This window comes from Caulobacter sp. ALps2 (genome assembly GCF_058681635.1).
Window position 1 is genome coordinate 5,123,310 of the sequence record NZ_CM178743.1, and the last position, 24,170, is coordinate 5,147,479.

The window sequence follows — 24,170 nt, forward strand, 5'->3', positions numbered from 1 at the left end:
GGGCGCTCTATGTAGGACGTCAGGGAACGAGGCGCACTACGCCCTGCTCCGTGCCGATCAAGGCCTCGTCGGCCAGGTCCAGGAACAGGCCGTGGTCGACCACGCCCGTCACGCTCTTCAGGGCCGTCGCCAAGGCGGCCGGCTCGTCGATGCGGCCCGAAGCCATGTCGTAGATCAGGTTGCCGCCGTCGGTGACCACCATGCCCCGATCGGCCTGGCGCAGGCGCGGCGGCGGCAGGTCGAACTCGGCGGCGATATCGGCCAGCCGCCAGCTGGTGTGGACGTGGCCAAAGCGGACCACCTCGATCGGCAGCGGAAACTTGCCCAGGGCCTCGACCTTCTTGGCGGCGTCGGCGATGACCACGCAGCGGGTCGAGGCTTCCCAGACCAGTTTCTCGCGCAGCAGGGCCGCGCCGCCGCCCTTGATCAGGGACAGGCCGGGGCCGACCTCGTCGGCGCCGTCCACGGTCAGGTCGATGGTCTTGACGTCATCCAGCGCCGCCAGCGGGATGCCCAGCTCGCGGGCCAGGTTGGCGGTGGCCTCCGAGGTCGGCACGCCGCGGATATCCTTCAGGCCGCGGGCGGCTAGCGCCTTGACGAACCAGGCGGCCGTCGAGCCGGTGCCCAGGCCGACCGTCATGCCGCTCTCGACAAGCTCGGCGGCCGCTTCGCCCGAGGCGCGCTTCTGATCGTCGGCGCTCATTTCTTGTCCTTCTTGGCTTGCTTGAGGGCGCGGAACTTGGTCGCCCATCCCGCCTTCGCTGTCTGTACGGCGCGCGACAGAGCCAGCGCCCCGTCCTCGACGTCCTTGGTGATCACCGAGCCCGAGCCGGTCATCGCCCCATCGCCCACCCGCACGGGCGCGACCAGGGCGCTGTTGGAGCCGATGAAGGCGCCCTTGCCGACATGGGTCTCGAACTTCTCGAAGCCGTCGTAATTGCAGAAGATCGTGCCGGCTCCGATGTTGGCCTTCTCGCCAATGGAGCCGTCGCCCAGATAGCTGAGGTGGTTGGCCTTGGCCCCCGCCCCGACCTTGACCTTCTTCACTTCCACGAAGTTGCCGATGTGGGCCTCCGGGCCAATCTCCGCGCCCGGGCGCAGACGGGCATACGGGCCGATCAGAGCGCCCTGGCCCACGACCGCGCCTTCCAGATGGCTGAAGGCCTTGATCATCGCCTCGGCCGCGACGCTGACCCCGGGGCCGAAGACCACGAACTGCTCGATGACGGCGCCGCCCGCGACCTTGGTGTCCCACGACAGGTGGACGGTTTCGGGCGCGGGCATGGTCACGCCCTCGACCATCAGGGCGTTGCGGCGAGCCTTCTGCCATACGGCCTCGGCGGCGGCGAGCTCGGCCTGGGAATTGACGCCCTGCACGGAGGCTTCCGGCGCGAAGGCCGCGCGAGTCGCGAGCTTGCGGTCATGGGCCAGGCCCACGACGTCGGTCAGGTAGTACTCGCCCTTGGCGTTGTCGTTGCGGATATCGGCCAACAGGCTGAACAGCGTCGAGCGATCAGCCGCCAGCACGCCGGAATTGCAGTGCTTGACCTGCTTGGTGGCGAGGTCGGCTTCCTTCTCCTCGACGATACGCAGCAGCACGTGGCCCGGCGCCAGGATCAGGCGGCCATAGCCGGTCGGGCTGTGAGCCTCGAAGCCCAGCACCGCGACGTCCGTGCCGGCGGCCAAGAGATCGAACAGCGGCGCGATGACCGGGGCGGTGGTCAGCGGGCAGTCGGCATAGGTCACGACCACGTCGCCGTCGAAATCGGCCAGAGCGTCCTTGGCGGCCAGCACGGCGTGGCCAGTGCCTAGCGGCGGATCCTGGATCACGGTCGCGTTCGGACCCAGGCGCTTGCGGGCGCTCTCGCCGACCCGCGGGCTGTGCGCGCCGACCACGACCACGATCCGCTCGCAGCCCAGCCCCTCGGCGGCGTCGATGGCGTGGTCCAGCAGGGTGCGGCCGGCCAGCCTGTGCAGCACCTTGGGGGTCGGGGACTTCATCCGCGTGCCCTGGCCGGCGGCCAGGATCACGGCGGCGCGCGGGCGCGTCGGTATAGAGGCGGAATCAGTCATGGGCGCGGGCGACTCCCTGAAGAGCGTTCAGCGTTGCATTAGCCGCGCAATTGGCGGAAACGCCAGACCCATGAGCCAGCTTCATGACCTGAACGAGGCCCTGAATGGGGCCACCATCGCCTTCGACCTCGACGGCACCTTGGTTGACACCGCGCCCGATCTGGTGGGCGCGCTGAACATCATTCTGGCCCAGGAAGCCCTGCCGCCCCTACCCTTCGACGAGGTGCGGCTGATGGTCGGTCGCGGCGCCCGCGCCCTGCTGGAACGCGGCTTCGCCGCCGCCGGCGCGCCGCTGGACGCCGAGCGCGCCCCGCCGCTGGTCGAGCGCTTCATCGCCCACTACCTGACCCGCATCGCCCAGGAGAGCGCGCCCTTCCCCGGCGTGGTCGAGGTCCTGACGGGGTTGAAGGCCGCTGGCGCCAAGCTGGTCGTCTGCACCAACAAGCTGACCAACCTGTCGGACGCCCTGCTGGAGGCGGTGGATCTGCTGCCCTTCTTCGACGCGGTGATCGGCGCCGACGGCGCCCCGGCCGCCAAGCCCGATGGCCGTCACGTCACGGCGGCGATCGCGGCCGCGGGCGGCGATCCGGCCCGCGCCGTCATGGTCGGCGACAGCATCAACGACGCCCTGGGCGCCAGAAACGCGGGTGTCCCCAGCGTGCTGGTCAGCTTTGGCTACACCGAGGAACCCGTCGAGAGCCTGGGGGGCGATCTGGTCATCCACAGCTTTTTGGATGTGCCGCAGGCCTGCATCTCGCTTTTGGCCTCTTGCCCCGCGCCGAACACCGGGCTATAGGCCCCCTCCTCTCGCGGATCGGTCCTTCACGGGCCTCTCCACACCGGCGGATGCGTAGCTCAGCGGGAGAGCACCTCGTTCACACCGAGGGGGTCACAGGTTCAATCCCTGTCGCATCCACCATTCCCTTTCCCAAATATGACCATCAGTCGGCGGCTGTTCCGCCTGGCCAGCTGTGAAGCACGGCCAGCGCGGCGACGATGATGACGCCTAGGACCAAACTCCAGGCGCCCGCGAGCAGGACACCGACGGCGCCGCTGATCGCGCCAAGGGCGAAGGCCGCGACGGGGGGCCAGGTCTTGGCGATCCGCGCCCGCAGCGCCTCGTTGGGACGGCCGCGCGCGACGGCGAGGTCGACGAGGTCGATGGCGATCTGGGTGACGTTACCGGTCATCATCGTGGTCGGCGCCAGCTGCGAGAAGACCACCCGCGCGCCCACGTTCTGCACGGCCATGGCGACCACGCCGACCAGGCCGGCCAGCATGACGGCCGGCTGATCGGCGCTCGCCGACGGCAATGCCCGCACGGTCAGCAGCATGAAGAGCAGCAGCAGGACGGCCTGCAGAGCCAGGACCAGAACCTCGCAAGGCTGGCCCCGGGTGTTGCGCCAGCGGATCAGGGCGTAGGTGGCGGCGGCCGCGCCGACGAAGACCGGCAGGGCCAGGACCTTGGTCGCCAGGCCGCCCGTGTCGCCGGCCAGGGCCACGCCCAGCATGACCAGGTTGCCGGTGGCGTGGGCGACGAACAGGCCAAACAGCAGGACGAAGCCGATCACGTCGACATAACCACCGACGAAGGCCATGCCCATGCTGGTGGCGCCGGCCAGCCGTTTCGGTTGCGGGCTCATGCGGCGCGTTCCTTGTCGAGGAGTATCGCCGCCAGCATGAAGCCGCCGATCAGGCCGACGTGTTCGAGGAAGGTGTTCAGAGCGTGGAAGCGCTCCATCGGGTCGGCGACCGTCCAGTAGGGATGGGCGATCAGGGTGGCCAGGGCGGTGAAGACGGCCAGCGCGCCGGCCGCCAGCCAGCCAAGACGACCGACGATCAGCAGGACCGAACCGCCGAGCTGGACGGCGATCGTGGCGGCAACCACCAGACCGGCGGGCTCGAGGCCGAAGTGGGCGGCCTCGCCCAAGGCGGCGGGCGGATGGGTCAGCTTGTAGAGGCCGGCGAACCAGAACGGCGTGGTCAACACCGCACGGGCGACCGGTCCGAAGGCCGGGGCGCGCAGCAGGACGGCGATGGGCTTGGGGCTGGTCATGATCATACCGCCCAGCAGCCGCAGCCCATCACGCCCCAGAACGAACGCGTGTCGGAGGTCGGGGCTTGAGCTCCCAAGGCGGCCGCATGGTCGTGACCGTGGACGTTACAGCCGCTGGCGCAGCCGCAGGCGCTGGCCAGGGCGCGCGCGTGTCCGCGCGAGCGGTTCTGGTAGCCGCCGAACGTGCGCACCGGCGACCAGTCGGGCATCGGCGGCGGCAGGACCGGCGCCAGCTTGTCGTACTCGCCCTGACCGTGGACGACCTTGCCGCCCAGCAAGGTCAACACCGCCGACAGGCGCGGGATCTCGTCCTCGGGCACGGTCATGTAGTCGTCCGAGAGAACCGCCAGATCCGCCAGCTGGCCGACGGCGATCTGGCCCTTCTTGCCTTCCTCGTTCGAGAACCAGGTGTTGGCCGTGGTCCACAGGCGCAGGGCCTCTTCACGGTCGACGCGGTTGGCCGGCGGGTAGAGCCGCGTGCCGCCCACCGTCTTGCCGGTGACCAACCAGTTCAGCGAGACCCAGGGATTGTAGCTAGCGACCCGCGTGGCGTCGGTGCCCGCGCCCACGGGAACGCCGGCCTTCAGCATCTTGCCGATCGGCGGCGTCGCCTCGGCGGCCTTGGCCCCGTAGCGCTCCATGAAATACTCGCCTTGGAACGCCATCCGGTGCTGCACGGCGATGCCGCCGCCGAGCGCGGCGATCCGATCGATGTTGCGGTCGCTGATCGTCTCGGCGTGGTCGAAGAACCAGTGCAGGCCGTCGAATGGCATGTCGCGATTGACCTTCTCGAACACGTCCAGCGCCCGGGTGATCGTTTCGTCATAGGTGGCGTGCAGTCGCCAGGGCCAGCGGTTCTCGACCAGGTGACGGATTACCGGCTCCAGGTCGGTCTCCATGTTGGCGGGCATCTCGGGGCGTTCGACCCGGAAGTCCTCGAAGTCGGCGGCGCTGTAGACCAGCATCTCGCCCGCGCCGTTGTGGCGGTAGGTGTCGTCGCCTTGACCGGGCTTGACCTGCTTGGACCAGCTCTGGAAGTCCGACAGCTCGGCCTTCGGTTTCTGGGTGAAGAGGTTGTAGCTGATGCGTAGGGTCAGCTGGTCGTCGATGTGCAGCTTTTCGATGATTTCATAGTCGTTGGGATAGTTCTGGAAGCCGCCGCCGGCGTCGATCACGCCGGTCACGCCCAGGCGGTTCATCTCGCGCATGAAGTGGCGGGTGGAATTCAGCTGGTACTCGGGCGGAAGCTTGGGCCCCTTGGCCAAGGTGGCGTAGAGGATCGTCGCGTTGGGCTGGGCCAGCAGCAGGCCCGTCGGCTCGCCCGAGGCGTCGCGCTGGATCTCGCCGCCCGGCGGGTTGGGCGTGTCCTTGGTGTAGCCGACGGCGCGAAGGGCGGCGCGGTTGAGCAGCGCGCGGTCGTAGAGGTGGAGGATGAACACCGGTGTCTCGGGCGCGGCGGCGTTGATCTCGTCCAGGGTCGGCAGGCGTTTTTCGACGAACTGGTGCTCGGTGAAGCCGCCCACCACGCGCACCCACTGCGGCGGCGGGGTGTTGGCGGCCTGTTTCTTCAGCATGGCCATGGCGTCGGCCAGGGTCGGCACGCCGTCCCAGCGCAGCTCCATGTTGTAGTTCAGCCCGCCGCGGATGATGTGCATGTGGCTGTCGATCAGGCCGGGGATCACCCGACGCCCCTTCAGGTCGATGATCGTCGGGTTCGGACCGGCCTGGCCGCGAACCTCGCCCTCCTCGCCGACGGCGGCGAACTTGCCGTCGCGGACCAGGGCGGCGTCGGCGCGCGGGTTGCCACGATCCAGGGTCGTGAACTTACCGTTGATAAGCAGCAGATCGGTCATGGGGCCGGGCCTCCGGGGCTGGGCGAAAGCGGAACTGGACAGGAAGGCCGCGCCCAAGGCCACGGCTTGTCGGCGATCGAGGGTGGTCATGCCTGGTCCCTCTTCGAGTCGGGGCCGTCGCCGGCGATGGCCTGTGGACCCAGCACCTGACCGGCCCATTCGGGGGTCTTCAGATAGGCCGCGACCGGGGCCCTGGTCAGCAGGCGCTTGGCGATCGGGACCGCCTGCTCGCCCAGCAACATGCCGAGCAGGCCCAGCAGGGCGATGGCCGGCGGCGCGGGCGAGCGCACGTTGAGCAGCGAATAGATCACGCCGACGAGCAGGCCGGCGCCGAGCGAAAACAGATAGGGCTTCATGATAGTCGCTCCGAAGAGGAGGAGCGGCCTCGCGCCGCTCCTTCAAGAATGGAGTCAGGCCGTGGCGGCGTGGCTCTCCGAAGCGCCGAACATCGACTTGGCGTAGGTGATGCCCAGGCCGTAGGCGCCGCCCAGCTCGCGGGCGATGCCGGTGGTCAGGTCGTAGGTCTCGCCCCGCGCCCAGTCGCGTTGCAGCTCAAGCAGATATTGCAGCGACGTGATCGGCTGGGCGCCGGCCTGGATCATGCGCGACACCGCGCGTTCATGCGCCTCGTCAGAGACGTCGCCGCTGGCGTCGGTGATGACATAGACCTCGAAGCCCTGGTCCAGGGCCGACAGGGCCGGGCCGACGATGCAGACCGACGTCCACAGGCCGGCCAGGACGATACGGTTCTTGCCGATGGCGTTGACCCGCGCGATCACCGCCTCGTCTTCCCAGGTGTTCATCGAGGTGCGGTCCAGCAGGGCCTTGCCCGGGAACGGCGCGGTGACTTCCGAGAACATCGGGCCCGAGAAGCTCTTTTCGGCGACGGTGGTCAGGATGGTCGAGACTCCGAAGCCGGCGGCGGCGCTGGCCACCAGGCCGGCGTTGTTGCGCAGTTCGGTCGCGGAAATCGACTTGGTCGCGAAGGCCATCTGCGACTGGTAGTCGATCATGATCAGGGTGTGATCGTCGGCGTTCAGCAGGCGGGCGCCGGGGGTGGCGGTGGCTTGGGTCATGGCTTGCGTCCTTCGATGTTTGGAGGGCCGCTCCCCGGCCGCCCCGTTGTTCTGACAACAACACTCTGGCCGCGACGCATCGCCGCATAAATGGAAATGATAGAAATTCATTGTTTCCATTTATGCGCCAACATTGGCGCTGTAACCGCGGCGGCCCATTCCAACCTCTGCTCGCGAGCGCCTTTGTGCGCCCTTGAACACGGCTGACTGGCGGAAACGGAAATCCCACACGTCGATCAGATAGTCTGTATCGGCGAAGTCGGGGATTACGCGCCCATGAAATCTATCCGTATGACCGTTCTGGCGGCCACAGCGCTGGCGGGAAGCCTCGGGCCCGCCGCTTTCGGAGGCGCCCAGACGGCCAAGGCCGCGGACGGCCAAGTCATCGCGATCATGGGCGCGAACGTCTTCGACGGCACGGGCGCGGCGCCCCATGTGGCCAACGTCGTCATCCGCGACGGACGCATCGCCGAGGTCGGGCCGAACGTGAAGGCGCCGCGCGGGGCCAAGGTGATCGACGCCAAGGGCGAGGCCCTGCTGCCAGGCTTCTTCGACTTGCACACCCACTGGACGCCGGGCGGCGTTCCGGCCACGACGCCGCAGATCGCCACCGCCTACGTGTCCTCGGGCGTCACCACGGTCAGCGACTTCAACGCCGCGCCGGAATCGTTCGCGCCGCGTCGCCAGTGGTTGTCGAGCCTGGTCGCGCCCCACGTGAACTTCGCCGCGCGCATGAGCACGCCGGGCGGCCACGGCGCCGACTGGGCCGACACGGCCACGACCAAGTGGGTCAACACACCCGAAGCCGCGCGCGCGGCGGTCAAGGCGCTGATCCCCTACAAGCCCGACCTGATCAAGGCCTTCACCGACGGCTGGCGCTACGGCGTCGCGCCGGACAACACCAGCATGGACGAGTGGACCCTGACCGCCCTGGTCGACGAAGCCCACAAGAACAACCTCAAGGTCTTTACCCACACTGTCAGCGTCGACCGCGGCGAGGTCGCCGGCTGCTCGAAGGTCGACGTCATCACTCACAGCCTGCAGGACCGCCTCCTGGACGCCGAGGCGATCGAGATCCTCAAGACGGGCGGTACGGCCGACACGCCGACCCTGGCGGTCTACGAGCCCGTCAAGCCCGGCCAGCCGCCGCGCGACCCCGAGGGGGATCCTCGGGTCAAGCAGAGCTTCAAGAAGTTCGACTACGCCCTGGGCAACGCCAAGAAGCTGCACGACGCCGGCGTGATCATCGCGCTGGGCACCGACGCGGGCATGCCGGGAACGCCGCACGGCGTCTCGACATTGCACGAGATGGAGCTGATGGTCCGCGCGGGCCTGACGCCGACGGAGGCTCTGATGGCCGGCACAGCGCTGAGCGCCAAGGTCATCAACCTGCTGGATGATCGCGGCACCATCGAGAAGGGCAAGCGCGCCGACCTCGTCCTGATCAAGGGCGAGCCGTGGAAGGCCATCGGCGACGTGCGCAAGACCGACCGCGTCTTCATCGACGGCAAGCTGGTCTTCGGTCCGGGCGCACCGCCCATGACGGCCAACCAGGCCACGACCATGCCGTCGGTTCCCGCCAAGGCCCAGATCGACGACTTCGAGCGTACCGACGGTCGCTCCAGCCTCGACACCCTGCGCACCGACGATCCCGACGGCGGTCTGGATCGCACGGTCGAGATCAGCCAGCTGATCCCGCGCGGCGAGCAGGGCCGCGCCCTGTCGATCAACGCCCGCATGTCGGTGAAGCCCAAGCCCTATGCCGGGGTGATCATCCCGCTGACGCGGGGCTCGATCCAGCCCGTCGACGCCCGCGCCTTCAAGGGCGTGCGGTTCGAGATCCGCGGCGATGGCGACTATGCCCTCGGCGTCACCGCGACCAGTGGTCGCTGGTCGGCGCCGTTCACGGCGGGCTCGACCTGGAAGACCGTGGAAATTCCGTTCTCCGCCCTCAAGCCCGCCTCTGAGCGCGGCGCCAAGGGCGAGTGGACCGCCTCCGACCTGACCGAGGTCGAGTTCATGGGCGGCCGCAAGGGCGGCGAGAAGTTCTGGCTCGAGGTCGACAACGTCGTCTTCTTCTAAGGATCGATAAGAGTTCGCCCGGCGCGCGGCCTGAAGACCGCGTCCGGGCCGTCGAGCCCGAAAATAGGGACGGCGAGAGGGAGCGATCAGGTCGGATCAAAACGGACAAACTCCGCTCTTGGGGGGCGGAGATTCAAGAAGAGGGGAACTAGATGACCAACACCAAGGCGCTACGCGCCGCCATGCTCGCGACTTCCGCCCTATGCGCGGCTTGGAGCGGTCAAGCCGCCGCCCAGACCGCCGCCTCCGCGCCGGAAAGCACCGTCGAGGAGATCGTGGTCGTGGGCTCGCGCATCGAAGGCGCGAAGGCCACGGCCGCCCTGCCCGTCACCGTGGTCGACGCCAAGCAGCTGGACGCCATGGCCGCCAGTTCGGGCGACGACCTGTTCCGGGCTATCCCGCAGATGGGCGACGTCAACTACAACAGCAGCTACCTGCCGGGCAGCAGCAACTCCGCCCGCGGGGACATCGGTTCGGTGAACCTGCGCAACCTCGGATCGGGCAATACCCTGGTGCTGCTGAACGGCCGTCGCGTGGTCGCCCACCCGACCAGCCAGGCCGACGGCAACAGCCTGGTGCCGACCATCACCTACAACACCAACGCGATCCCGACCTCGGGCCTCAAGCGCCTGGAAGTCCTGCGCGACGGCGCCGCCGCCATCTACGGCACCGACGCCGTGGCCGGCGTGGTCAACACCGTGCTGAAGGACAATTTCGACGGCGTCGATGTCGAGGCCCAGTACGGCGCGGCCGAGGGCACGCACCTCAAGGAATACGAGTTCAACGGCCTGTTCGGCCGCAATTTCGAGCGCGGCAACCTGACTGCCCTCGTCACCTACGACAAGCGCAGCGCCTTGCGGACGCTGGACCAAGACTACACCGCCTCGGCCGACAAGCGCGGCCTGTTCACCGGCACGCGGTTCGATGGCGCCACCTCCCTGGACGGCCGCGGCACGGTCACGCCATGGGGCAGCTTCACGGCCGCTTCGGCGGTCCGGGTCGGCACGAGCCTGATCACCAGCTCGGCCGGCGCCTTCCACGTCCAACCGACAACCTATCCAGGCAGCCTGGTCAGCGTCGGCGCGGGCGTCAGCATCGACGACGGCGCCCCGGCCACCTCGGGCGACGACCGCAACCTGCGCTATAACGCGGCCGCCAGCGACCTGACGGTCATGCCGGCGCTGAAGCGCCTGAACGTCTTCGTGACGGGTCACTACGACGTGACCGACACCATCACCGCCTTTGGCGAGGTGGGCGTCTATCACGCCAAGACCAGGGCCTTCCAAGCCTCGACGACGACCACTTCGGCCCAGGTGATCACGGCCCCGGCCTCCAGCTACTGGAACCCCTTCGGCCCGACCACCTTCGCCGGCGCGGCCAATCCCAACCGCCTGGCGGGCATCAACGCCCCCGCCACGGGTCTGGCCGTCACCCTGACCAGCTACAACTTCGTCGACGCCGGCAAGCAGCAGGTTGACGTCACCAACGACCAGACCCGTTTCCTGGCCGGCCTGCGCGGCGACGCCATGGGTTGGAAGTGGGAGTCGGCGCTGCTGTACTCGCAAGCCACGGTCAAGGACGTCTCCGACGGCATCAGCGCCACGGCGGCTCAGAAACAGATCGGCCTGTCGACCGCCGACGCCTACAATCCGTTCAATGGCGGCACGGTGACCAATCCCAGCGTCGGCGACGCCACGCCCAACAGCCAGGCCGCGATCGACGCGATCCGCTTCAAGTCCAAGCGCGAGAGCACCAGCTCGCTGGCCTCGTGGGACTTCCGCGTCTCCAAGGCCGACCTTGTCCACTTGCCCGGCGGCGACGTCGGCGTGGCGGCGGGCGTCGAATGGCGCCGCGAGACCCAGCACGACGACCGCGACGCCCACGTCGACGGCACGATCACCTACACCAACTCGGTCACGGGGATTGTCTACGGAAGCGACATGGTCGGCACCAGCCCGTCGCCCGACACCAAGGGCTCGCGCAAGGTCAGCTCCGCCTATGTCGAGCTCGCCGTGCCGGTGATCTCGCCCGAGATGGGCATTCCGCTGGTCCGCAGCGTCGAGGTCCAGCTCGCGGGCCGCGCCGAGAAGTACAGCGACGTCGGTTCGGTGGCCAAGCCCAAGGTCGCGGTGGCCTGGGATCTGGTCGACGGTTTCCGCGTCCGCGGCTCGTGGGCCCAGGGCTTCAAGGCCCCGAACCTGGAACAGATCAACGCCACGGTCGTCACCCGCGCCAACACCCGCACCGACTATGTGCGCTGCGAGGCTGACCTGCGCGCCGGGCGGATCACCAGCTTCAGCAACTGCAGCCGCACGCTCAGCGTCCAGGCGCAGCGCTCCGGCAATCCCGACCTGAAGCCGGAAGATTCGGAGACCATGGGCTTCGGCTTCGTCTTCCAGCCGAAGTTCATCCCGTCGCGGTTCGGCGACTTCACGCTCACCACCGACTATTGGCGCGTGAAGCAGAAGGGCATCGTCGGCCTGTTCGGCGAGGGCAACGCCCTGATCCTGGACTATCTGCAACGCGTCGGTGGCGGTTCGAACGCCAATGTCGTCCGCGCCGCCCCGACGGCCGATGACGTCGCCGCCTTCGCCGGCACCGGCCTGACCCCGGTCGGCACGGTGCTCTACGTCAAGGATCAGTACGTCAACACCCTGCCGCAGGAAGCGCGCGGCATCGACATCGGCCTGATGTGGCGCAAGCACGGCACGCCGATCGGTGACTTCGACCTCAACGTCAACGGCGCTCACCTGATCAAGTTCTACCAGCAGCCGTCGCCGCAGATCGCGGCGCTGATGGCGGCGCGGGCGGCCGGAACCATCAACGCGGGCACCACGATCAGCGGCGGCGGCAGCTACATCCGCCAGAACAGCAAGCCGGACTGGAAGTGGACCGCGGCCCTGAGCTGGAGCCTCGACCAGTTCTCGGCCGGGGTGTTCACCCAATACGTCTCGGATATCGACGATACCGGCCTGATCGACTCCGCCGGCGCGCCCTGGATCATCGACTCCCAGGTCACGACCAACGTCTATGGCCAGTACGAGTTCACCAAGGGCTGGGCGGCCAACACCCGCCTGAAGCTGGGTGTGCGCAACCTGACCAACGAGGCCCCGCCGCTGTCGTCGAACGGCTATCTCGGCACGGTGTACCAGCCCTACGGCCGGTACTTCTACGCCAGCATCCGCAAGACCTTCTAGCCAATCGTCCGCGCTCCCCAAGGGGAGCGCGGACCCAGCTCCGTTCTAGGCGCCGACCGAGGACCTTGGTCCGGCGCCGACGACCACGCCTTATGGTTGGCCGCGCCCTAGGCGGCGTCCGGTCCGTCACGGAATTCGTCCGCCCCGACGAAGGCGACGCCCTCCTCGTCCAGGACCCATGCGCCAAGGAAGGCGGGATGCGTCGGGTCGACCTCTTCGTCGATCAGGTCGCCGTCATAGAGGCCGACGGTGCTGTAGTCGAAGTCGAGCGCGAGCTGATGGGCCATGCCCACCATCTCCTCGGCCATGCGGCGCGAATATCCCAAGGCTTCGCTTTCGTTGGCGAAATCGTCGCTCAACGTGCTCACCTCCGCCGCATCGCTGCCTTGGGTCGCGCTGGTCGTAACGATGGTGAAGGCGGACATGGGGCATCTCTCGTAAGGTTGAACTTTCACCTAGCCCGGTTCGCGCGAGGTGACGTCTACATTCTGAACACGACCCGACGACGGTCCTGATCAGTCCTGACCGCGGGCGTCGCGTTTCGTGGCGCGGTAAGCCTTTTGAAGCCCCGCCAAGCGGCGGCGCTCGGCCTCCCTGGCCAGCCGCGCGGCCTTCTCCTCCATCGCGGCCAATTCCGCTCCCAGCTTCTGGAAATGGGCCCAACGAGCAGGGTCCAGGGCGCCATTTTCCAGCGCCCCCCGCACCGCGCAGCCGGGCTCGCTGACATGGCCGCAGTCGTTGAACTTGCAGGTTTCGATGAGGCGCTCGATGTCGTCGAACACCACGGCCAAGCCTTCCTCCGCGTCGATCAGGCCCACCTCGCGGATGCCGGGCGTATCCAGGATCAGGCCGCCGCCGGGCAGGAGGACCAGTTGGCGGTGGCTGGTGGTGTGGCGACCGTGATCGTCGGTCTCCCGGATCGCCTGGGTCGCCATGCGCTCTTCGCCGAGGAAGGCGTTGACCAGCGTGGATTTGCCCACCCCGGAAGAGCCAATCAGCACACAGGTCTCGCCGGGCGCCACGTGGGTCAGCAGAGCCTCGAGCCCCAGTCCTTGCCGCGCCGAAACCACGACCACCGGACACCCGAGCGCGAGGACGGCGATCGCCTCGGCCTGGCCTTGCGGGTCTTCGGCGAGGTCGGACTTGGTCAGCACCACCACGGGCCGCGCACCGCTTTGCCACGCGGCCGCCAGATAGCGCTCGATGCGGCGCGGATTGAGGTCGGCGTTCAACGAGGTGACCACGAAGGCGACGTCGATGTTGGCGGCGATGACCTGCAGGCCCTGCACGCTGTCGGCCGCCCGACGCACGAAGGCGGTGCGGCGCGGCAGGATGGCGTGTACGGCGGCCGTGCGGTCGACGGGGTCCAGCGACAGCGCCACCCAGTCGCCGACGGCGGGATAGTCGGTTTCCTCGGCCTCGTGGAACAGGCGGCCTCTCGGCTTGGCGCCCAGCTCGCCTTCGGCGGTGACGACCCTGTAGCCATCGCGATGCTGGACGATAATGCGCCCCGGAACGTGGCCCGCGCGCATATGCGGCTCGAAGGCTCGCTCCAGCGCGTCGGACCATCCGTACTGTCTGATCAAACCACGGACTTTCACATCACGGCGAACTCGCGCGGCTCGCCATGCCTCTTCTATGGCCGTTGGGCGGCGCCGGCCAGCGATCTGTGCGCGGCGCGGCAAGTCTTTAGGCGCTGGCTTCCAGGACCGAGCTCGACCGTTCGCCATTGTCGACGATCACCGTGGCCTCAGCGGCCAGATAAGCCTCGACGATGCGGGCGAAGCGGCGGATGAACGCTTCCATCTGCTCATCGCCGAGAGCAGCGGCGGCCCGATCCTCGAACACTTCGCGCGTACGCTCTGGCGAATGCGCAACGAAGCGCCTCGGGCGGCGCGGGCCGCCAAGGCCCACGCATGACCCTGGAAATCCCTTCGCGCGTTCCCACTTCAACGGAGCCTTCCCGGCCAGGATCAAAAAGGCCGGGATCAGAAAGGGTTTGAACCGATGAGCACCCAAGTCGAAACCGCCATCCTGGCCGGCGGCTGTTTCTGGGGCGTGCAGGACCTGCTGCGTCGCTATCCGGGCGTGCTGAAGACCCGGGTCGGCTATTCCGGCGGCGATGTGCCCAACGCCACCTATCGCAACCACGGCGACCACGCCGAGGCCATCGAGATCCAGTTTGATCCGACGGTGATCAGCTATCGCCAGATCCTGGAATACTTCTTCCAGATCCACGACCCGAGCACCCGCAACCGCCAGGGCAATGACATCGGCCGCGGCTATCGCTCGGCGATCTTCTACACCTCGGAAGCCCAGCGCGAGACGGCCGAGGACACCATCGCCGACGTCGACGCCTCGGGCCTGTGGCCCGGCAAGGTCGTGACCGAGATCGCGCCCGCCGGCGACTTCTGGGAAGCCGAGCCCGAGCACCAGGACTATCTGGAGCGGATTCCGAACGGCTATACCTGCCACTTCATTCGCCCGGGTTGGCGGCTGCCCCAACGTGAGGCCGCCGCCACCGCGGGTTAGGCCTGTCGAGCGCCGAGACGGCCGCCTAGGCCGGCGCCGAGGGCTGGCCTATCAGCGAGCCGCCGAACACTGGTCGCGCGGGGACTGTGTCGGCGCCGACAGGGTTTGATACATTCGCAATACGAACCCGCCCGACTGCTCCCACAATCTTAAGGTCTAATGGTCCGACCGACTTCCGAAGGGGCGGCGCGGAGACCAGATTGTGAGCAGCGGCGGCCAGCAGGCCATCAGCGCGACATGGGCGCGACGTTCGGTCCCGCGAGGGACGGCAAACGAGACGCACGCGCGGCCACGCTCATGGTCTATGCTCGACGCCATGACTCCGCAGACCGACACGTCTCCCGTCGCCGAAATATTGCTGGTCGAGGACGACCTCGAACTGCGCCGGGAAATGACCGCCTACCTCGTCGACAACGGCCATGTCGTGCACGAGGCCGGCGACGTGCCGACCGCGCGGAAGATCCTGGCCGAGCGCGCGATCCAGGTGGCGGTGCTGGACGTCAACCTGCCCGGCGAGGATGGCCTGTCGCTGTGCCGCACCCTGGCCGGGGGCGACGGTCCGGCCATCCTGATGCTGACGGCGCAAGGCGACCCTATCGACCGGATCCTGGGCCTGGAGCTCGGAGCCGACGACTACGTGGTCAAGCCGATCATGCCACGCGAGCTCCTGGCCCGCGTAAAGGCCCTGCTGCGTCGCCGCCCGGCCGGCGCCGCGACACGCAAGACCAGTGTCTACCGCTTCGCCGACTTCCGCCTGGACCTGGCCGCGCGTCAGCTGCGCGCGCCGAACGGAGCGATCCTGCTGCTGACCCGCAGCGAGCTGGCCATCCTGGGCGCCCTGCTCGAACGCGCTCGCCAGGTGGCGCCGCGCGAGGACCTGATCGCCCTCCTGCGCTCCGACGAGGCCGACGAGACGGGCCGGGCGGTCGACCTGCATATCAGCCGCCTGCGTCGCAAGATCCAGGACCAGACGGATCGTGAACTGATCCGAACCTATCGGGGCGTCGGCTACATGCTGGACGCCGGAGTGGTCCGCGAATGACCTGGAGCAAACGCCTCAGCCCGCCGATGTGGGCCCGCATCCTGGCCATCGTGGTCGGGGCCCTGGCCACCGCCCAGGTGGTGACCCTGGTGCTGACGGTGTTCTTCCCACCGGCCCCGCCCAGCCAGTACAGCCTTTCGGACATCGGCGCGGCCCTGCGCGGCGGCGAGACGTCGGGCGATCGCGAGCGTCCGCTGGTGCTCTCGTTCGAGGATACCGCCCCCAGCCTGGCCAGCCCCGGCTGGGTGGTCTCGCCCCCCGCGACGAAAGACCTGGCCAGGCTGGTCGGCGCGGCCGAAAGCGACGTGCGCCTGCTGTTCTACGCCCCGCCGCCCCTGGCCGGCGCACCGATGCCGCCGCCTCCGGCGCGCGTCGAGGGTCCGCGCCCCCGCATGATCCAGGTCGGACAGGCTGGCGGCGCTGGCGGTCCGCCGCCGATGATGATGGGCGGTCCTGGCCGCATGCCGGGTGGCGCGCCCATGGTCCGCCCCGGCCTCGTGGGCGAGGCCCGCAGGCCTTTCATATCCGCCCAGAGCGTCTTCCAGCGCCCGCCGATGTCACAGCGGCAATCCCGCGTCCCGCGCCCGTCGGGCGTCAACCCTATGCCGAGCGCCTCGGCGATCCGGGGTCCGAGCGCCTCGCCAGGGATGGGCCCGGCCATCGGCGGCCAGATGTCGGGCCGACCGGACATCCTGAACGGTCCGGCGCGTGGGCCGATCATCCGCTCGCGGCTGGACGCCGCCGTGTTCGCGCGTCCCGCGCCGCGGTTCGTCTTCACCAGCACATCCTCCGCCGAGACATCCCCGCGCGCGCCAACGCCCAGCTTGGCCACGCCCGCGCCAGCGGTCATCGCGCCGGCTCCCGCCCCGCCGGTGATTACGCCCGAACCGCTGGAGCCCATCCGCCCCGCCGTCGAGGCCGAGGTCGCCCGGGCGCCGCTGACCCACCTGCCCCAGGCCACCGCGCCCGCGGTCGCCGCCGTGGCCGAGCACACCCTGCCGCCGCCGACCGTCGCCAGCGCCTTCAGCCTGGGCCGCGCGCCCTATGTCGAGGGCGAGTTCGTCGCCGCCATGAAGATGGACGACGGCCGTTGGGCCACCGTGCGTCCGCGCCCCGAGGGCTTCCCCAACAGCTGGCAGCGCCGGGTGCTGCTATGGTTTGGCCTGTCGGTCGCCCTGATCGCGCCGCTCGCCTTCTTCGTCGCCTGGCGTCTGGCCGCGCCGCTGAAAGTGTTCGCCGAGTCCGCCGACCGGCTGGGCCGCGAACCCTCGGCCGACCTGCCGCCGCTGTCGGGTCCGGCCGAGATCGGCAAGGCCGCCGACGCCTTCAACCTGATGCAGCAACGCCTGAGGCGTTATGTCGACGACCGCACGGGCATGATCCGGGCGATCTCGCACGACCTGCGCACGCCCCTGACCCGCATGCGCTTCAAGCTGGAACGCGCCTCCCCCGCCCTGCGCTCGGCGATCGGACGCGACATGGACCAGATGGAGGAGATGATCGCTTCGGTGCTGGCCTTCATGCGCGACGAAACCCACGTGGCCTCGCGCCAGATCGTCGACCTGCGCTCGCTGCTGGAGGTGGTGGTGGACGACGCCCCGGGCCCCGCGCGGCTGGAACCTGGTCCGGCCGTGCTGGCCGAGATCGACGTGGTCGGCGTCCAGCGGGTGGTCGAGAATCTGATCGACAACGCCCTGAAGTACGGCGAGCAGGCCAGCGTCAGCTTGGACGTCCGCGACGGTGAGGCCTTCATCGAGGTCGCCGACAAGGGCCCCGGCCTGTCGCCCGACGACATGGAGCGGGTGTTCCAGCCGTTCTACCGCAGCGAGGGCGCGCGGGCGTCGGGCAAGGCCGGGGTCGGCCTGGGCCTGTCGGTGTCGCGCTCGACCATCCGCGCCCACGGGGGCGAGTTGCGCCTGCGGGCGGCCGATCCAGGCCTGATCGCCGAACTGCGCCTGCCGCAGGCCCGGTCAATGCGCGCGGCGGCTTAAGAGGCGGAGATGCGCTCGACCGGCGCCGTGAACAGGTAGCCGGAGTGGCGGACGGTGCGGATCAGCCGCGCCCCGCCCTCGGCCCGCGCCAGCTTGCGACGCAGGCGGCTCATGGCGACGTTGATCTGGAAGTCCCGCGCCTGGTCTTCGACAGCTGAGCGGCCGGGCATCAGTTCGCGGCGGGGCACGATCTCCAGCGGCTTGGCCACCAGAACGCGCAGCAGGTTGAACTCGGCCGGCGACAAGTCCACCGGTCGATCGCGGGGGTCGAACAGCTGGTGGGTGGCCGGGTTGAGCCGCCAGCCCTCGAAGCGATAGCTGTCGGAGAGCGCAAGATCCCGGACCAGCCGCGCGGCGTCTCCACGCCGGCGCAGCACCGCCCGCAGACGGGCCAAGAGTTCGCGCGGTCGACAGGGCTTGGCCAAGTAGTCGTCGGCGCCAAGTTCCAGCCCCACGACGATGTCGGCCTCGTCGGCCACGGCGCTGACCACGATGACAGCCGGCGCGGGGGTACGCTCACGCAGTTTGCCGCAGGCCGTCAGGCCGTGCTCGCCGGGCCGCATCAGGTCGAGGACCACCGCGTCTACCTCGGCCCGGCCCAGCATTTGCTCCATCTCCCGCGCCGAGCTGGCCTGGAGAACCTCCAGATCATGCCGCGCCAGGAAGTCGGCCAGACTGGCCAGTACCTCGGGGTTGGAATCGACAAGCAGGATCCTGGGCCGCATCGGCTAGGCTTAACCGTTGGCGGGGGCGGAAAACTTGGCCGGTTTGTATTGGCCGGGCGCCGATTGTGACGCGATTGCGGCTAGAGGGCCAAGGCCGCCTCAAGGCACAGGCGCAGCAGCCAGGCGTTCGGCGAGTCCGGCCCGTCGGTGGCCCGCAGCACCGCGCCGAACGGCGTCGGCGGCGGGGCGTTCGGCGGCTCGATCATCGCCACCTTGCCGCGCTCGGCCGCCATCTGGGCCAGGCGACGGGGCAGGATGCAGGTCATGTCCGAGCGGCTGACCATGTTCATGGCGCTGAACGAGTCCTGCACCGAGAACGGCTGGTAGGGATCGTCGCCCAGCGCGTAGGTCTCGCCCCACGAGGTGATGCGACGCAGGCCCAAATGGCCGGCCGAGGTGCGGTCGGGATCGTCGTTGCCGCCCTTCACCCCCAGGCGCGGCAGGCGGGCCAGGGTCTCGTAGTCGACGCCGGCGGCCAGGGCCGGGTGGCCGTTGCGCAGCACCCAGACGCCGGACTCTTCGAAAAGCTCAGTATGGGTGAACCGCCCCGGGACCGCCTCGAAACAGCCGATGACCATGTCGAGGCCGCCGGTGTCGAGATCCTCGGTCATGCCCGCGTACAGGCCGCGGAAGTGGATCTGGATGTTTGGCGCCGTGGCCAGCACCCGCTCGGCGATCAACGGACCCAGGACGTAGGAGATGTAGGTCCCGGTGGCGATGTGGAAAACGTGCTGGTCGACGGCCGGGTCGAACTTCTGGGCGGTGACCGCGGTCTCCAAAAGCTTCAGGGCCGTGCGGGCGGTGTCGGCGATCTCCAGCGCGCGGGGCGTCGGACGCAGTCCTGTCCGCCCCCGGATGAAGAGGTCGTCGCCGACCATCTCGCGCAGGCGGCGCAGGGCGTGGCTGACCGCCGACTGTGACAGGCCAAGCCGCTCGCCGGCGCGCGTGGCGTTCTTCTCTTCCAGCAGGGTGACGAACACCCGGAAGAGATTGAGGTCGGCGGTTCTGAAATTCACGGCATTCATGGCTGTCGTGAAGACATATCATTTCCCTCATGACAGGCGGAGTCCTATTTGACCGGCCAAGGTTCGCGACCCGAACGAACCTCGAGGATTCCCCAAAACCTATTGATACGTGGAGCAGCGCGTGAGCGACGCTGAAGGTTACGACGCTATCGCTGAGGCCGAGGTCGATGCGGCCCGCAAGCGGCGGAGCAAGACCCTGGGCCAGCGGCTGCGCTGGCCGCTGATGATCGGCGTGCCCGCGATCATCCTGGTCGGTGCTGGCGTCGTGATGCTGAGCGGCGGCAAGTCCGAGACCACCGACAACGCCTACGTCCAGACCAGCCGCACGGCGATCAGCACCAGCATCGATGGCCGCGTCGTCGAGATCGTTGTCCACGAGAACCAGCCCGTCAAGAAGGGCCAGGTGCTGTTCCGCCTCGACCCAGCCGACTACCAGGTCGCGGTGTCCGAGGCCGAGGCCGCCCTCGCCCAGGCCCGTTTCGACGTCCAGGGCAAGCGCGCGGTCTACGCCCAGCGCCTGGCCGACTTGGCCGCCATCCAGGAAACCGCCGCTTACGCCCAGCGCGAGGCCGCCCGCCAGCGCGACCTGGCCGCCGCCGGCGTCGCCACCAAGGCGCAAGCCGACGAGGCCCGCCACGCCGCCGACCAGGCCCAGCGCCAGATCGCGGTGGTCAAGCAGCAGGTCGTCACCGCCTTGGCCGACCTGGGCGGCGACGCCAGCCCCGCCACCGAGCGCCAGCCGGCCGTGCTTGAAGCCGCCGCCAAGCTGGAACGCGCCAGGCTGGACCGCTCCTATTCCGCCGTGGTCGCCCCCACCGATGGCGTGGTGGCCAAGGTCGAGCAGCTCCAGGTCGGCGCCCGCGTCACTGCCTCGCAGCCGGTGTTCTGGCTGATCTCGGGCCAGCCCTGGATCGAGGCCAATTTCAAGGAAGACCAGCTGGCCCATATGCGCGTCGGCCAGGCCGCGACCATCAAGGTCGACGCCTACGACAAGCCGCTGAAGGCCCATGTGGCCAGCTTCAGCCCCGGCACGGGCTCCAGCTTCGCCCTGCTGCCGGCCGAGAACGCCACCGGCAACTGGGTCAAGGTCGTCCAGCGCCTGCCCGTGCGCCTGACGCTTGACCAGGCGCCGCCGGCCAACCTGTCCGCCGGCCTCAGCGCAAAAGCCACCGTCGACATCCGGTCGGGCCGCCACGGATGACCCCCAAGGCGCTCCAGGAGGGTCACGCCCGGGACGTCGCCAATCGTACGCCCATCACCATCTCGGTGATGCTGGCGACGATCATGATCTCGCTGGACACCACCATCGCCAACGTCGCCCTGCCCCACATCCAGGGCAGCGTCTCGGCGTCGGCGGACCAGATCACCTGGGTGCTGACCTCCTACATCGTGGCCTCGACGATCATGACGCCGCTGACCGGCTTCCTGACCGAGCGGATGGGCCGCAAGATGGTGCTGATCGTCTCGATCATCGGCTTCACGGCGGCCTCGATGCTGTGCGGCGTGGCCCAGAACCTGGTCGAGATCGTCCTCTTCCGCCTGCTTCAAGGCCTGTTCGGCGCGGCGCTGATCCCGCTGTCGCAGGCCGTGCTGCTGGACATCAATCCGCCCGAGCGCCACGGCCAGGCCATGGCCGTCTGGGGCGCCGGCGCGGTGCTGGGTCCCCTCCTCGGCCCCGGCCTTGGAGGCTGGCTGACCGACAATCTCGACTGGCGCTGGGTGTTCTTCATCAACCTGCCAATCGGCATCCTGGCCTTCTGCGGCGTGTTCTTCTTCCTGTCCGAGAAGAAGAGCAGCGAGAAGCGCAAGTTCGACACCCTGGGTTTCCTGGCCCTGGCTATCGCCATCGGCGCCTTCCAGCTGATGCTCGATCGCGGCCCCAGCCAGGACTGGTTCGGCTCGCGCGAGATCTGGATCGAGCTGATCATCGCGATCATCGCCGTCTGGGTGTTCGGCGTGCAGCTAGCCACCGCCGAGAAGCCGTTCGTGGCCCGCGAACTGCTGGCCGACGGCAACTTCATCACCTGCTGCCTGTTCGGCTTTTTCATCGGCATTCTGCTCTACAGCACCCTGGCCCTGCTGCCGCCGCTTATGCAGACCCTGCTGGGCTATCCGGTCGCCTTCACGGGCCTGGTCTCGATGCCGCGCGGCTTGGGCTCCTTCATCGCCATGTTCGCGGTGGGCCAGCTGATGGGGCGGATGAATATCAAGCTGCTGCTCAGCATCGGCCTGGCCATCAGCGCCCTCTCGCTCTGGCAGATGAGCCACTACAATCTGCAGATGGACACCACCCTGCTGGTGACCTCGGGCTTCCTGTCCGGCGTCGGCACCGGCCTGATCTTCGTGCCGCTCAGCACCATCGCCTTCGCCAAGGTGATGCCGCGGCACCGGGCCGAGGGCGCGGGCCTGTTCACCTTGATCCGCAACATCGGCTCGGCGGCCGGCATCTCGATCATGCAGGCCCTGTTCGTTAGCGGCATCGAGAAGCACCACGCGGTGCTGGTCGAGCACGCCCGGCCCGACAACCCGCTGTACCAGGCCTACATGCCGCACCTGTTCTCCAGCCAGGCCGCCATGGCCGCCTTCAACGGCCTGATCGGCAAGCAGGCGGCGATGCTGTCCTATCTCGACGACTTCCGGCTGATGCTGGTGATCACCATCGCCTGCGCGCCGCTCATCCTTCTCATGCGTACCCCCAAGCCCGGGGCGAAGGCCGCCAATGTCTCCGACCACTAAGCTGATCACCGTCCTGCTGGCGGCCACCTCTCTCACGGCCTGCGCGACCGTGGGTCCGGACTTCAAGGCTCCCGCCGCGCCGACCACGGCCTCGAGCCTGGGCGCGGGCGAGACCGCTCCGGCCGCCGCGCGCCTCGACGCCGATGCGGCCAATGCAGGCCCATGGTGGACGGCCCTGAACTCACCCGAGCTGGACGCCGTGATCCGCCAGGCGCTGAAGGACAGCCCCACCCTGGCAGAGGCGGACGCCACCCTGGCGCAGTCGCAGTCGGCCCTGGCCCAGGCGCGCGGCGTCGCCGGCCCGCAGGTCACCGGCAATGCTGGCATCGCCCGCGAGCGCGCCAACCTGCAAGCGTTCGGCTTCACGGGCTTCGGCGACATCAAGCTGACCAACCCGACCTTCAGCCTCTATTCGGTCGGTGGCGCGGTCAGCTACGACCTCGACCTGTGGGGCGGCAACAAGCGGCGCATCGAGAGCGCGACCGCGCGGACCGAGGCGCAAGGCCGCCGCGCCGAGGCGGCCTATCTGAGCCTGACCGCCAATGTCGCCCTGCAGGCGGCGACCATCGCCACGCTGCGCTCGCGGATCGCCAGCGTCGAGCGGATGATCGCCGACGACCAGGCCAATATCGAGCTGATCCGCAAGGCCAACGCCCTGGGCGGTTCGACCAGCCTGGCCAAGGTCTCGGCCGCCAGCCAGCTGGAAGAGGACCGCGCCCAGCTGCCGGCCCTGCAAGGCGAGCTGGCCGCCGCCCGCCACGCCCTGGCCGTTCTGGTCGGCAAGGCTCCGGCCGACTGGACCGCGCCGGCCTTCGACCTCCAGGCCATGGCCCTGAGCGCGCCGGTCCCGGTCGCCCTGCCCTCGCAGCTGGTCCGCAAGCGTCCGGACATCCTGGCCGCCGAGGCCGAGTTGCACGCGGCCACCGCCGACATCGGCGTGGCGACCGCCGACCTCTATCCGAATATCAAGCTGAGCGCGTCGCTGACCCAGGGCGCGTTGAAGCCGGGCGACCTCTTTTCGTATGACGCCAGCGGCTGGGACATCGGCGCGGGCCTCACCGCACCGCTGTTCGACGGCGGCGCGTTGAAGGCTCGCCGGCAGCAGGCCCGCGAAGCGGCCCGCGCGGCCTCGGCCCGCTACCAGCAGACGGTGCTGACCGCGTTCGGCCAGGTGGCGGACGCCTTGTCGGCCCTGTCGGCGGACGAGAACGCCCTGGCCGCCCACGACCGCACCGAGCAGCAGGCGGGCGAACGCCTTCGCCTGGCCAAGGCGGCCTTCGACAAGGGCGGCGGCACGATGCTGGAAGTGATCGACGCCCAGCGCACGCTGAACGCCGCCCGCTCGGCCCGCGCGCGGGCCGAGGGTCAGCGACTTGTGGACGCTATCCGCCTGTTCGCGGCGACGGGCGCCGACTGGCGCACCAGCTAGTTATTCAGGCGCGATCGAGGCGCGCAGGCGGGCGGCGACATCGCCAAGGGTGATGGCGTTCAGGGAGTCGTTGACCTCCAGAACGCCCTGGCCGTGTTGCTGCGACAGGTTGCCGGTGAAGTCCGTCAGGGCGGTGATGTGCTGGGCCAGCAGGTCGACGGTGTGCAGCTCCTGCATCACCGACAGGCGGTGCTCATCCGGCACGACCTCGAGGATCTTGCCCAGCGCCACATCCAGATGCCCACAGGCGACGGCGGCCAGCGACATCTCCGTGGAGATCGCCTTCAGCACCGTCTCAACGCTCGCAGGCGCCAAATTATCCGACATCATTACCCCCTGATTCCTGGGAGGGA

At 68.8% G+C, this 24,170-nt stretch carries 22 protein-coding genes and 1 tRNA gene; 10 read left to right on the forward strand and 13 right to left on the reverse strand.

Annotated elements, in window-relative coordinates; translation table 11 throughout:
- Positions 1-19 precede the first annotated feature (19 nt).
- Together rpiA and glmU are read right to left on the reverse strand one after the other, a co-directional pair.
- The gene (rpiA, locus tag ACW173_RS24170; RefSeq protein WP_492082696.1) at positions 20-703 is read right to left on the reverse strand and encodes a ribose-5-phosphate isomerase RpiA; all 684 of its coding nucleotides are present in this window, start codon (positions 701-703) and stop codon (positions 20-22) included.
- Positions 700-2,073 carry a bifunctional UDP-N-acetylglucosamine diphosphorylase/glucosamine-1-phosphate N-acetyltransferase GlmU gene (gene glmU / locus ACW173_RS24175; protein ID WP_492082697.1) on the reverse strand — a complete coding sequence of 458 codons (1,374 nt, stop codon included), beginning with the start codon at positions 2,071-2,073 and terminating at the stop codon, positions 700-702. Before glmU ends, rpiA begins: the two co-directional genes overlap by 4 nt.
- 70 nt (positions 2,074-2,143) lie before the next feature.
- On the opposite strand from glmU, the gene ACW173_RS24180 reads away from it, so the two are divergent.
- Together ACW173_RS24180 and ACW173_RS24185 are read left to right on the forward strand one after the other, a co-directional pair.
- The gene (locus ACW173_RS24180; protein WP_492082698.1) at positions 2,144-2,869 is read left to right on the forward strand and encodes a phosphoglycolate phosphatase; all 726 of its coding nucleotides are present in this window, start codon (positions 2,144-2,146) and stop codon (positions 2,867-2,869) included.
- A 48-nt stretch (positions 2,870-2,917) separates the two neighbouring features.
- Positions 2,918-2,992: transfer RNA gene (locus ACW173_RS24185), tRNA-Val, on the forward strand.
- Between the two features lie 22 nt (positions 2,993-3,014).
- Here ACW173_RS24185 and ACW173_RS24190 read toward each other — a convergent pair.
- From ACW173_RS24190 to ACW173_RS24210, 5 genes are read right to left on the reverse strand one after another with little or no spacing between them, the layout of a single operon-like run.
- Positions 3,015-3,716 carry a YoaK family protein gene (locus ACW173_RS24190; protein ID WP_492082699.1) on the reverse strand — a complete coding sequence of 234 codons (702 nt, stop codon included), beginning with the start codon at positions 3,714-3,716 and terminating at the stop codon, positions 3,015-3,017.
- Entirely contained in the window at positions 3,713-4,129 is a 417-nt protein-coding gene (locus ACW173_RS24195; RefSeq protein ID WP_492082700.1) for a DoxX family protein, read from the reverse strand. The genes ACW173_RS24190 and ACW173_RS24195 overlap by 4 nt, the downstream gene beginning before the upstream one ends.
- Before the next feature lie 2 nt (positions 4,130-4,131).
- The gene (locus tag ACW173_RS24200) at positions 4,132-6,072 is read right to left on the reverse strand and encodes an amidohydrolase (protein WP_492082701.1); all 1,941 of its coding nucleotides are present in this window, start codon (positions 6,070-6,072) and stop codon (positions 4,132-4,134) included.
- Positions 6,069-6,338 carry a DUF1427 family protein gene (locus tag ACW173_RS24205; RefSeq protein ID WP_492082702.1) on the reverse strand — a complete coding sequence of 90 codons (270 nt, stop codon included), beginning with the start codon at positions 6,336-6,338 and terminating at the stop codon, positions 6,069-6,071. The genes ACW173_RS24200 and ACW173_RS24205 overlap by 4 nt, the downstream gene beginning before the upstream one ends.
- 54 nt (positions 6,339-6,392) lie before the next feature.
- Positions 6,393-7,058: a hydrolase gene (locus ACW173_RS24210; protein WP_492082703.1), complete on the reverse strand. Its 666-nt coding sequence runs from the start codon at positions 7,056-7,058 to the stop codon at positions 6,393-6,395.
- A 276-nt stretch (positions 7,059-7,334) separates the two neighbouring features.
- Between ACW173_RS24210 and ACW173_RS24215 the strand changes: the two genes are divergently transcribed.
- Positions 7,335-9,140 carry a CIA30 family protein gene (locus ACW173_RS24215; protein WP_492082704.1) on the forward strand — a complete coding sequence of 602 codons (1,806 nt, stop codon included), beginning with the start codon at positions 7,335-7,337 and terminating at the stop codon, positions 9,138-9,140.
- Positions 9,141-9,292: 152 nt separating this feature from the next.
- Positions 9,293-12,337, forward strand: coding sequence for a TonB-dependent receptor plug domain-containing protein (locus ACW173_RS24220; protein WP_492082705.1), 3,045 nt, complete (start codon positions 9,293-9,295; stop codon positions 12,335-12,337).
- 107 nt (positions 12,338-12,444) lie between these two features.
- Here ACW173_RS24220 and ACW173_RS24225 read toward each other — a convergent pair whose 3' ends face one another.
- The 3 genes from ACW173_RS24225 to ACW173_RS24235 all read right to left on the reverse strand — a co-directional run bounded on the left by ACW173_RS24225 (position 12,445) and on the right by ACW173_RS24235 (position 14,185).
- Positions 12,445-12,762: a hypothetical protein gene (locus tag ACW173_RS24225; RefSeq protein ID WP_492082706.1), complete on the reverse strand. Its 318-nt coding sequence runs from the start codon at positions 12,760-12,762 to the stop codon at positions 12,445-12,447.
- A gap of 90 nt (positions 12,763-12,852) precedes the next feature.
- Positions 12,853-13,869 carry a ribosome small subunit-dependent GTPase A gene (gene rsgA / locus ACW173_RS24230; RefSeq protein ID WP_492082707.1) on the reverse strand — a complete coding sequence of 339 codons (1,017 nt, stop codon included), beginning with the start codon at positions 13,867-13,869 and terminating at the stop codon, positions 12,853-12,855.
- Between the two features lie 157 nt (positions 13,870-14,026).
- Positions 14,027-14,185 carry a hypothetical protein gene (locus ACW173_RS24235; protein WP_492082708.1) on the reverse strand — a complete coding sequence of 53 codons (159 nt, stop codon included), beginning with the start codon at positions 14,183-14,185 and terminating at the stop codon, positions 14,027-14,029.
- A gap of 159 nt (positions 14,186-14,344) precedes the next feature.
- Between ACW173_RS24235 and msrA the strand changes: the two genes are divergently transcribed.
- The 3 genes from msrA to ACW173_RS24250 all read left to right on the forward strand — a co-directional run bounded on the left by msrA (position 14,345) and on the right by ACW173_RS24250 (position 17,902).
- The gene (gene msrA, locus ACW173_RS24240) at positions 14,345-14,869 is read left to right on the forward strand and encodes a peptide-methionine (S)-S-oxide reductase MsrA (protein ID WP_492082709.1); all 525 of its coding nucleotides are present in this window, start codon (positions 14,345-14,347) and stop codon (positions 14,867-14,869) included.
- A gap of 316 nt (positions 14,870-15,185) precedes the next feature.
- On the forward strand, positions 15,186-15,911 hold the full coding sequence (locus ACW173_RS24245; protein ID WP_492082710.1) for a response regulator: 726 nt from the start codon (positions 15,186-15,188) through the stop codon (positions 15,909-15,911).
- Positions 15,908-17,902: a HAMP domain-containing sensor histidine kinase gene (locus ACW173_RS24250; protein ID WP_492082711.1), complete on the forward strand. Its 1,995-nt coding sequence runs from the start codon at positions 15,908-15,910 to the stop codon at positions 17,900-17,902. The genes ACW173_RS24245 and ACW173_RS24250 overlap by 4 nt, the downstream gene beginning before the upstream one ends.
- Here ACW173_RS24250 and ACW173_RS24255 read toward each other — a convergent pair.
- Complete coding sequence (locus ACW173_RS24255) at positions 17,899-18,627, reverse strand: response regulator transcription factor (RefSeq protein ID WP_492082712.1); 729 nt, start codon at positions 18,625-18,627, stop codon at positions 17,899-17,901. The two genes, ACW173_RS24250 and ACW173_RS24255, sit on opposite strands and share 4 nt — an antisense overlap.
- A gap of 80 nt (positions 18,628-18,707) precedes the next feature.
- Positions 18,708-19,652, reverse strand: coding sequence for a LysR family transcriptional regulator (locus tag ACW173_RS24260; RefSeq protein WP_492082713.1), 945 nt, complete (start codon positions 19,650-19,652; stop codon positions 18,708-18,710).
- Between the two features lie 121 nt (positions 19,653-19,773).
- Here ACW173_RS24260 and ACW173_RS24265 point away from each other — a divergent pair, with 121 nt between their 5' ends.
- Genes ACW173_RS24265 through ACW173_RS24275 form a run of 3 tightly spaced genes read left to right on the forward strand, consistent with a single transcriptional unit; the run spans position 19,774 to position 23,817 of the window.
- Positions 19,774-20,853, forward strand: a complete 1,080-nt coding sequence (locus ACW173_RS24265; protein ID WP_492082714.1) for an HlyD family secretion protein — start codon at positions 19,774-19,776, stop codon at positions 20,851-20,853.
- Positions 20,850-22,388, forward strand: coding sequence for a DHA2 family efflux MFS transporter permease subunit (locus tag ACW173_RS24270; RefSeq protein ID WP_492082715.1), 1,539 nt, complete (start codon positions 20,850-20,852; stop codon positions 22,386-22,388). The genes ACW173_RS24265 and ACW173_RS24270 overlap by 4 nt, the downstream gene beginning before the upstream one ends.
- A complete protein-coding gene (locus tag ACW173_RS24275; RefSeq protein WP_492082716.1) occupies positions 22,372-23,817 on the forward strand; it encodes an efflux transporter outer membrane subunit in 1,446 nt (481 codons plus the stop codon). The genes ACW173_RS24270 and ACW173_RS24275 overlap by 17 nt, the downstream gene beginning before the upstream one ends.
- Here ACW173_RS24275 and ACW173_RS24280 read toward each other — a convergent pair whose 3' ends face one another.
- Complete coding sequence (locus ACW173_RS24280; protein ID WP_492082717.1) at positions 23,818-24,144, reverse strand: DUF8776 family protein; 327 nt, start codon at positions 24,142-24,144, stop codon at positions 23,818-23,820.
- Between the last annotated feature and the right edge of the window lie 26 nt (positions 24,145-24,170).

Bases quoted from the DNA above. Each gene is read 5' to 3' on its own strand.
- rpiA (WP_492082696.1), bottom strand. From the start codon at position 703: ATGAGCGCCGACGATCAGAAGCGCGCCTCGGGCGAAGCGGCCGCCGAG.
- glmU (WP_492082697.1), bottom strand. From the start codon at position 2,073: ATGACTGATTCCGCCTCTATACCGACGCGCCCGCGCGCCGCCGTGATC.
- ACW173_RS24180 (WP_492082698.1), top strand. From the start codon at position 2,144: ATGAGCCAGCTTCATGACCTGAACGAGGCCCTGAATGGGGCCACCATC.
- ACW173_RS24190 (WP_492082699.1), bottom strand. From the start codon at position 3,716: ATGAGCCCGCAACCGAAACGGCTGGCCGGCGCCACCAGCATGGGCATG.
- ACW173_RS24195 (WP_492082700.1), bottom strand. From the start codon at position 4,129: ATGACCAGCCCCAAGCCCATCGCCGTCCTGCTGCGCGCCCCGGCCTTC.
- ACW173_RS24200 (WP_492082701.1), bottom strand. From the start codon at position 6,072: ATGACCACCCTCGATCGCCGACAAGCCGTGGCCTTGGGCGCGGCCTTC.
- ACW173_RS24205 (WP_492082702.1), bottom strand. From the start codon at position 6,338: ATGAAGCCCTATCTGTTTTCGCTCGGCGCCGGCCTGCTCGTCGGCGTG.
- ACW173_RS24210 (WP_492082703.1), bottom strand. From the start codon at position 7,058: ATGACCCAAGCCACCGCCACCCCCGGCGCCCGCCTGCTGAACGCCGAC.
- ACW173_RS24215 (WP_492082704.1), top strand. From the start codon at position 7,335: ATGAAATCTATCCGTATGACCGTTCTGGCGGCCACAGCGCTGGCGGGA.
- ACW173_RS24220 (WP_492082705.1), top strand. From the start codon at position 9,293: ATGACCAACACCAAGGCGCTACGCGCCGCCATGCTCGCGACTTCCGCC.
- ACW173_RS24225 (WP_492082706.1), bottom strand. From the start codon at position 12,762: ATGTCCGCCTTCACCATCGTTACGACCAGCGCGACCCAAGGCAGCGAT.
- rsgA (WP_492082707.1), bottom strand. From the start codon at position 13,869: ATGCGCGCGGGCCACGTTCCGGGGCGCATTATCGTCCAGCATCGCGAT.
- msrA (WP_492082709.1), top strand. From the start codon at position 14,345: ATGAGCACCCAAGTCGAAACCGCCATCCTGGCCGGCGGCTGTTTCTGG.
- ACW173_RS24245 (WP_492082710.1), top strand. From the start codon at position 15,186: ATGACTCCGCAGACCGACACGTCTCCCGTCGCCGAAATATTGCTGGTC.
- ACW173_RS24250 (WP_492082711.1), top strand. From the start codon at position 15,908: ATGACCTGGAGCAAACGCCTCAGCCCGCCGATGTGGGCCCGCATCCTG.
- ACW173_RS24255 (WP_492082712.1), bottom strand. From the start codon at position 18,627: ATGCGGCCCAGGATCCTGCTTGTCGATTCCAACCCCGAGGTACTGGCC.
- ACW173_RS24260 (WP_492082713.1), bottom strand. From the start codon at position 19,652: ATGAATGCCGTGAATTTCAGAACCGCCGACCTCAATCTCTTCCGGGTG.
- ACW173_RS24270 (WP_492082715.1), top strand. From the start codon at position 20,850: ATGACCCCCAAGGCGCTCCAGGAGGGTCACGCCCGGGACGTCGCCAAT.
- ACW173_RS24275 (WP_492082716.1), top strand. From the start codon at position 22,372: ATGTCTCCGACCACTAAGCTGATCACCGTCCTGCTGGCGGCCACCTCT.
- ACW173_RS24280 (WP_492082717.1), bottom strand. From the start codon at position 24,144: ATGTCGGATAATTTGGCGCCTGCGAGCGTTGAGACGGTGCTGAAGGCG.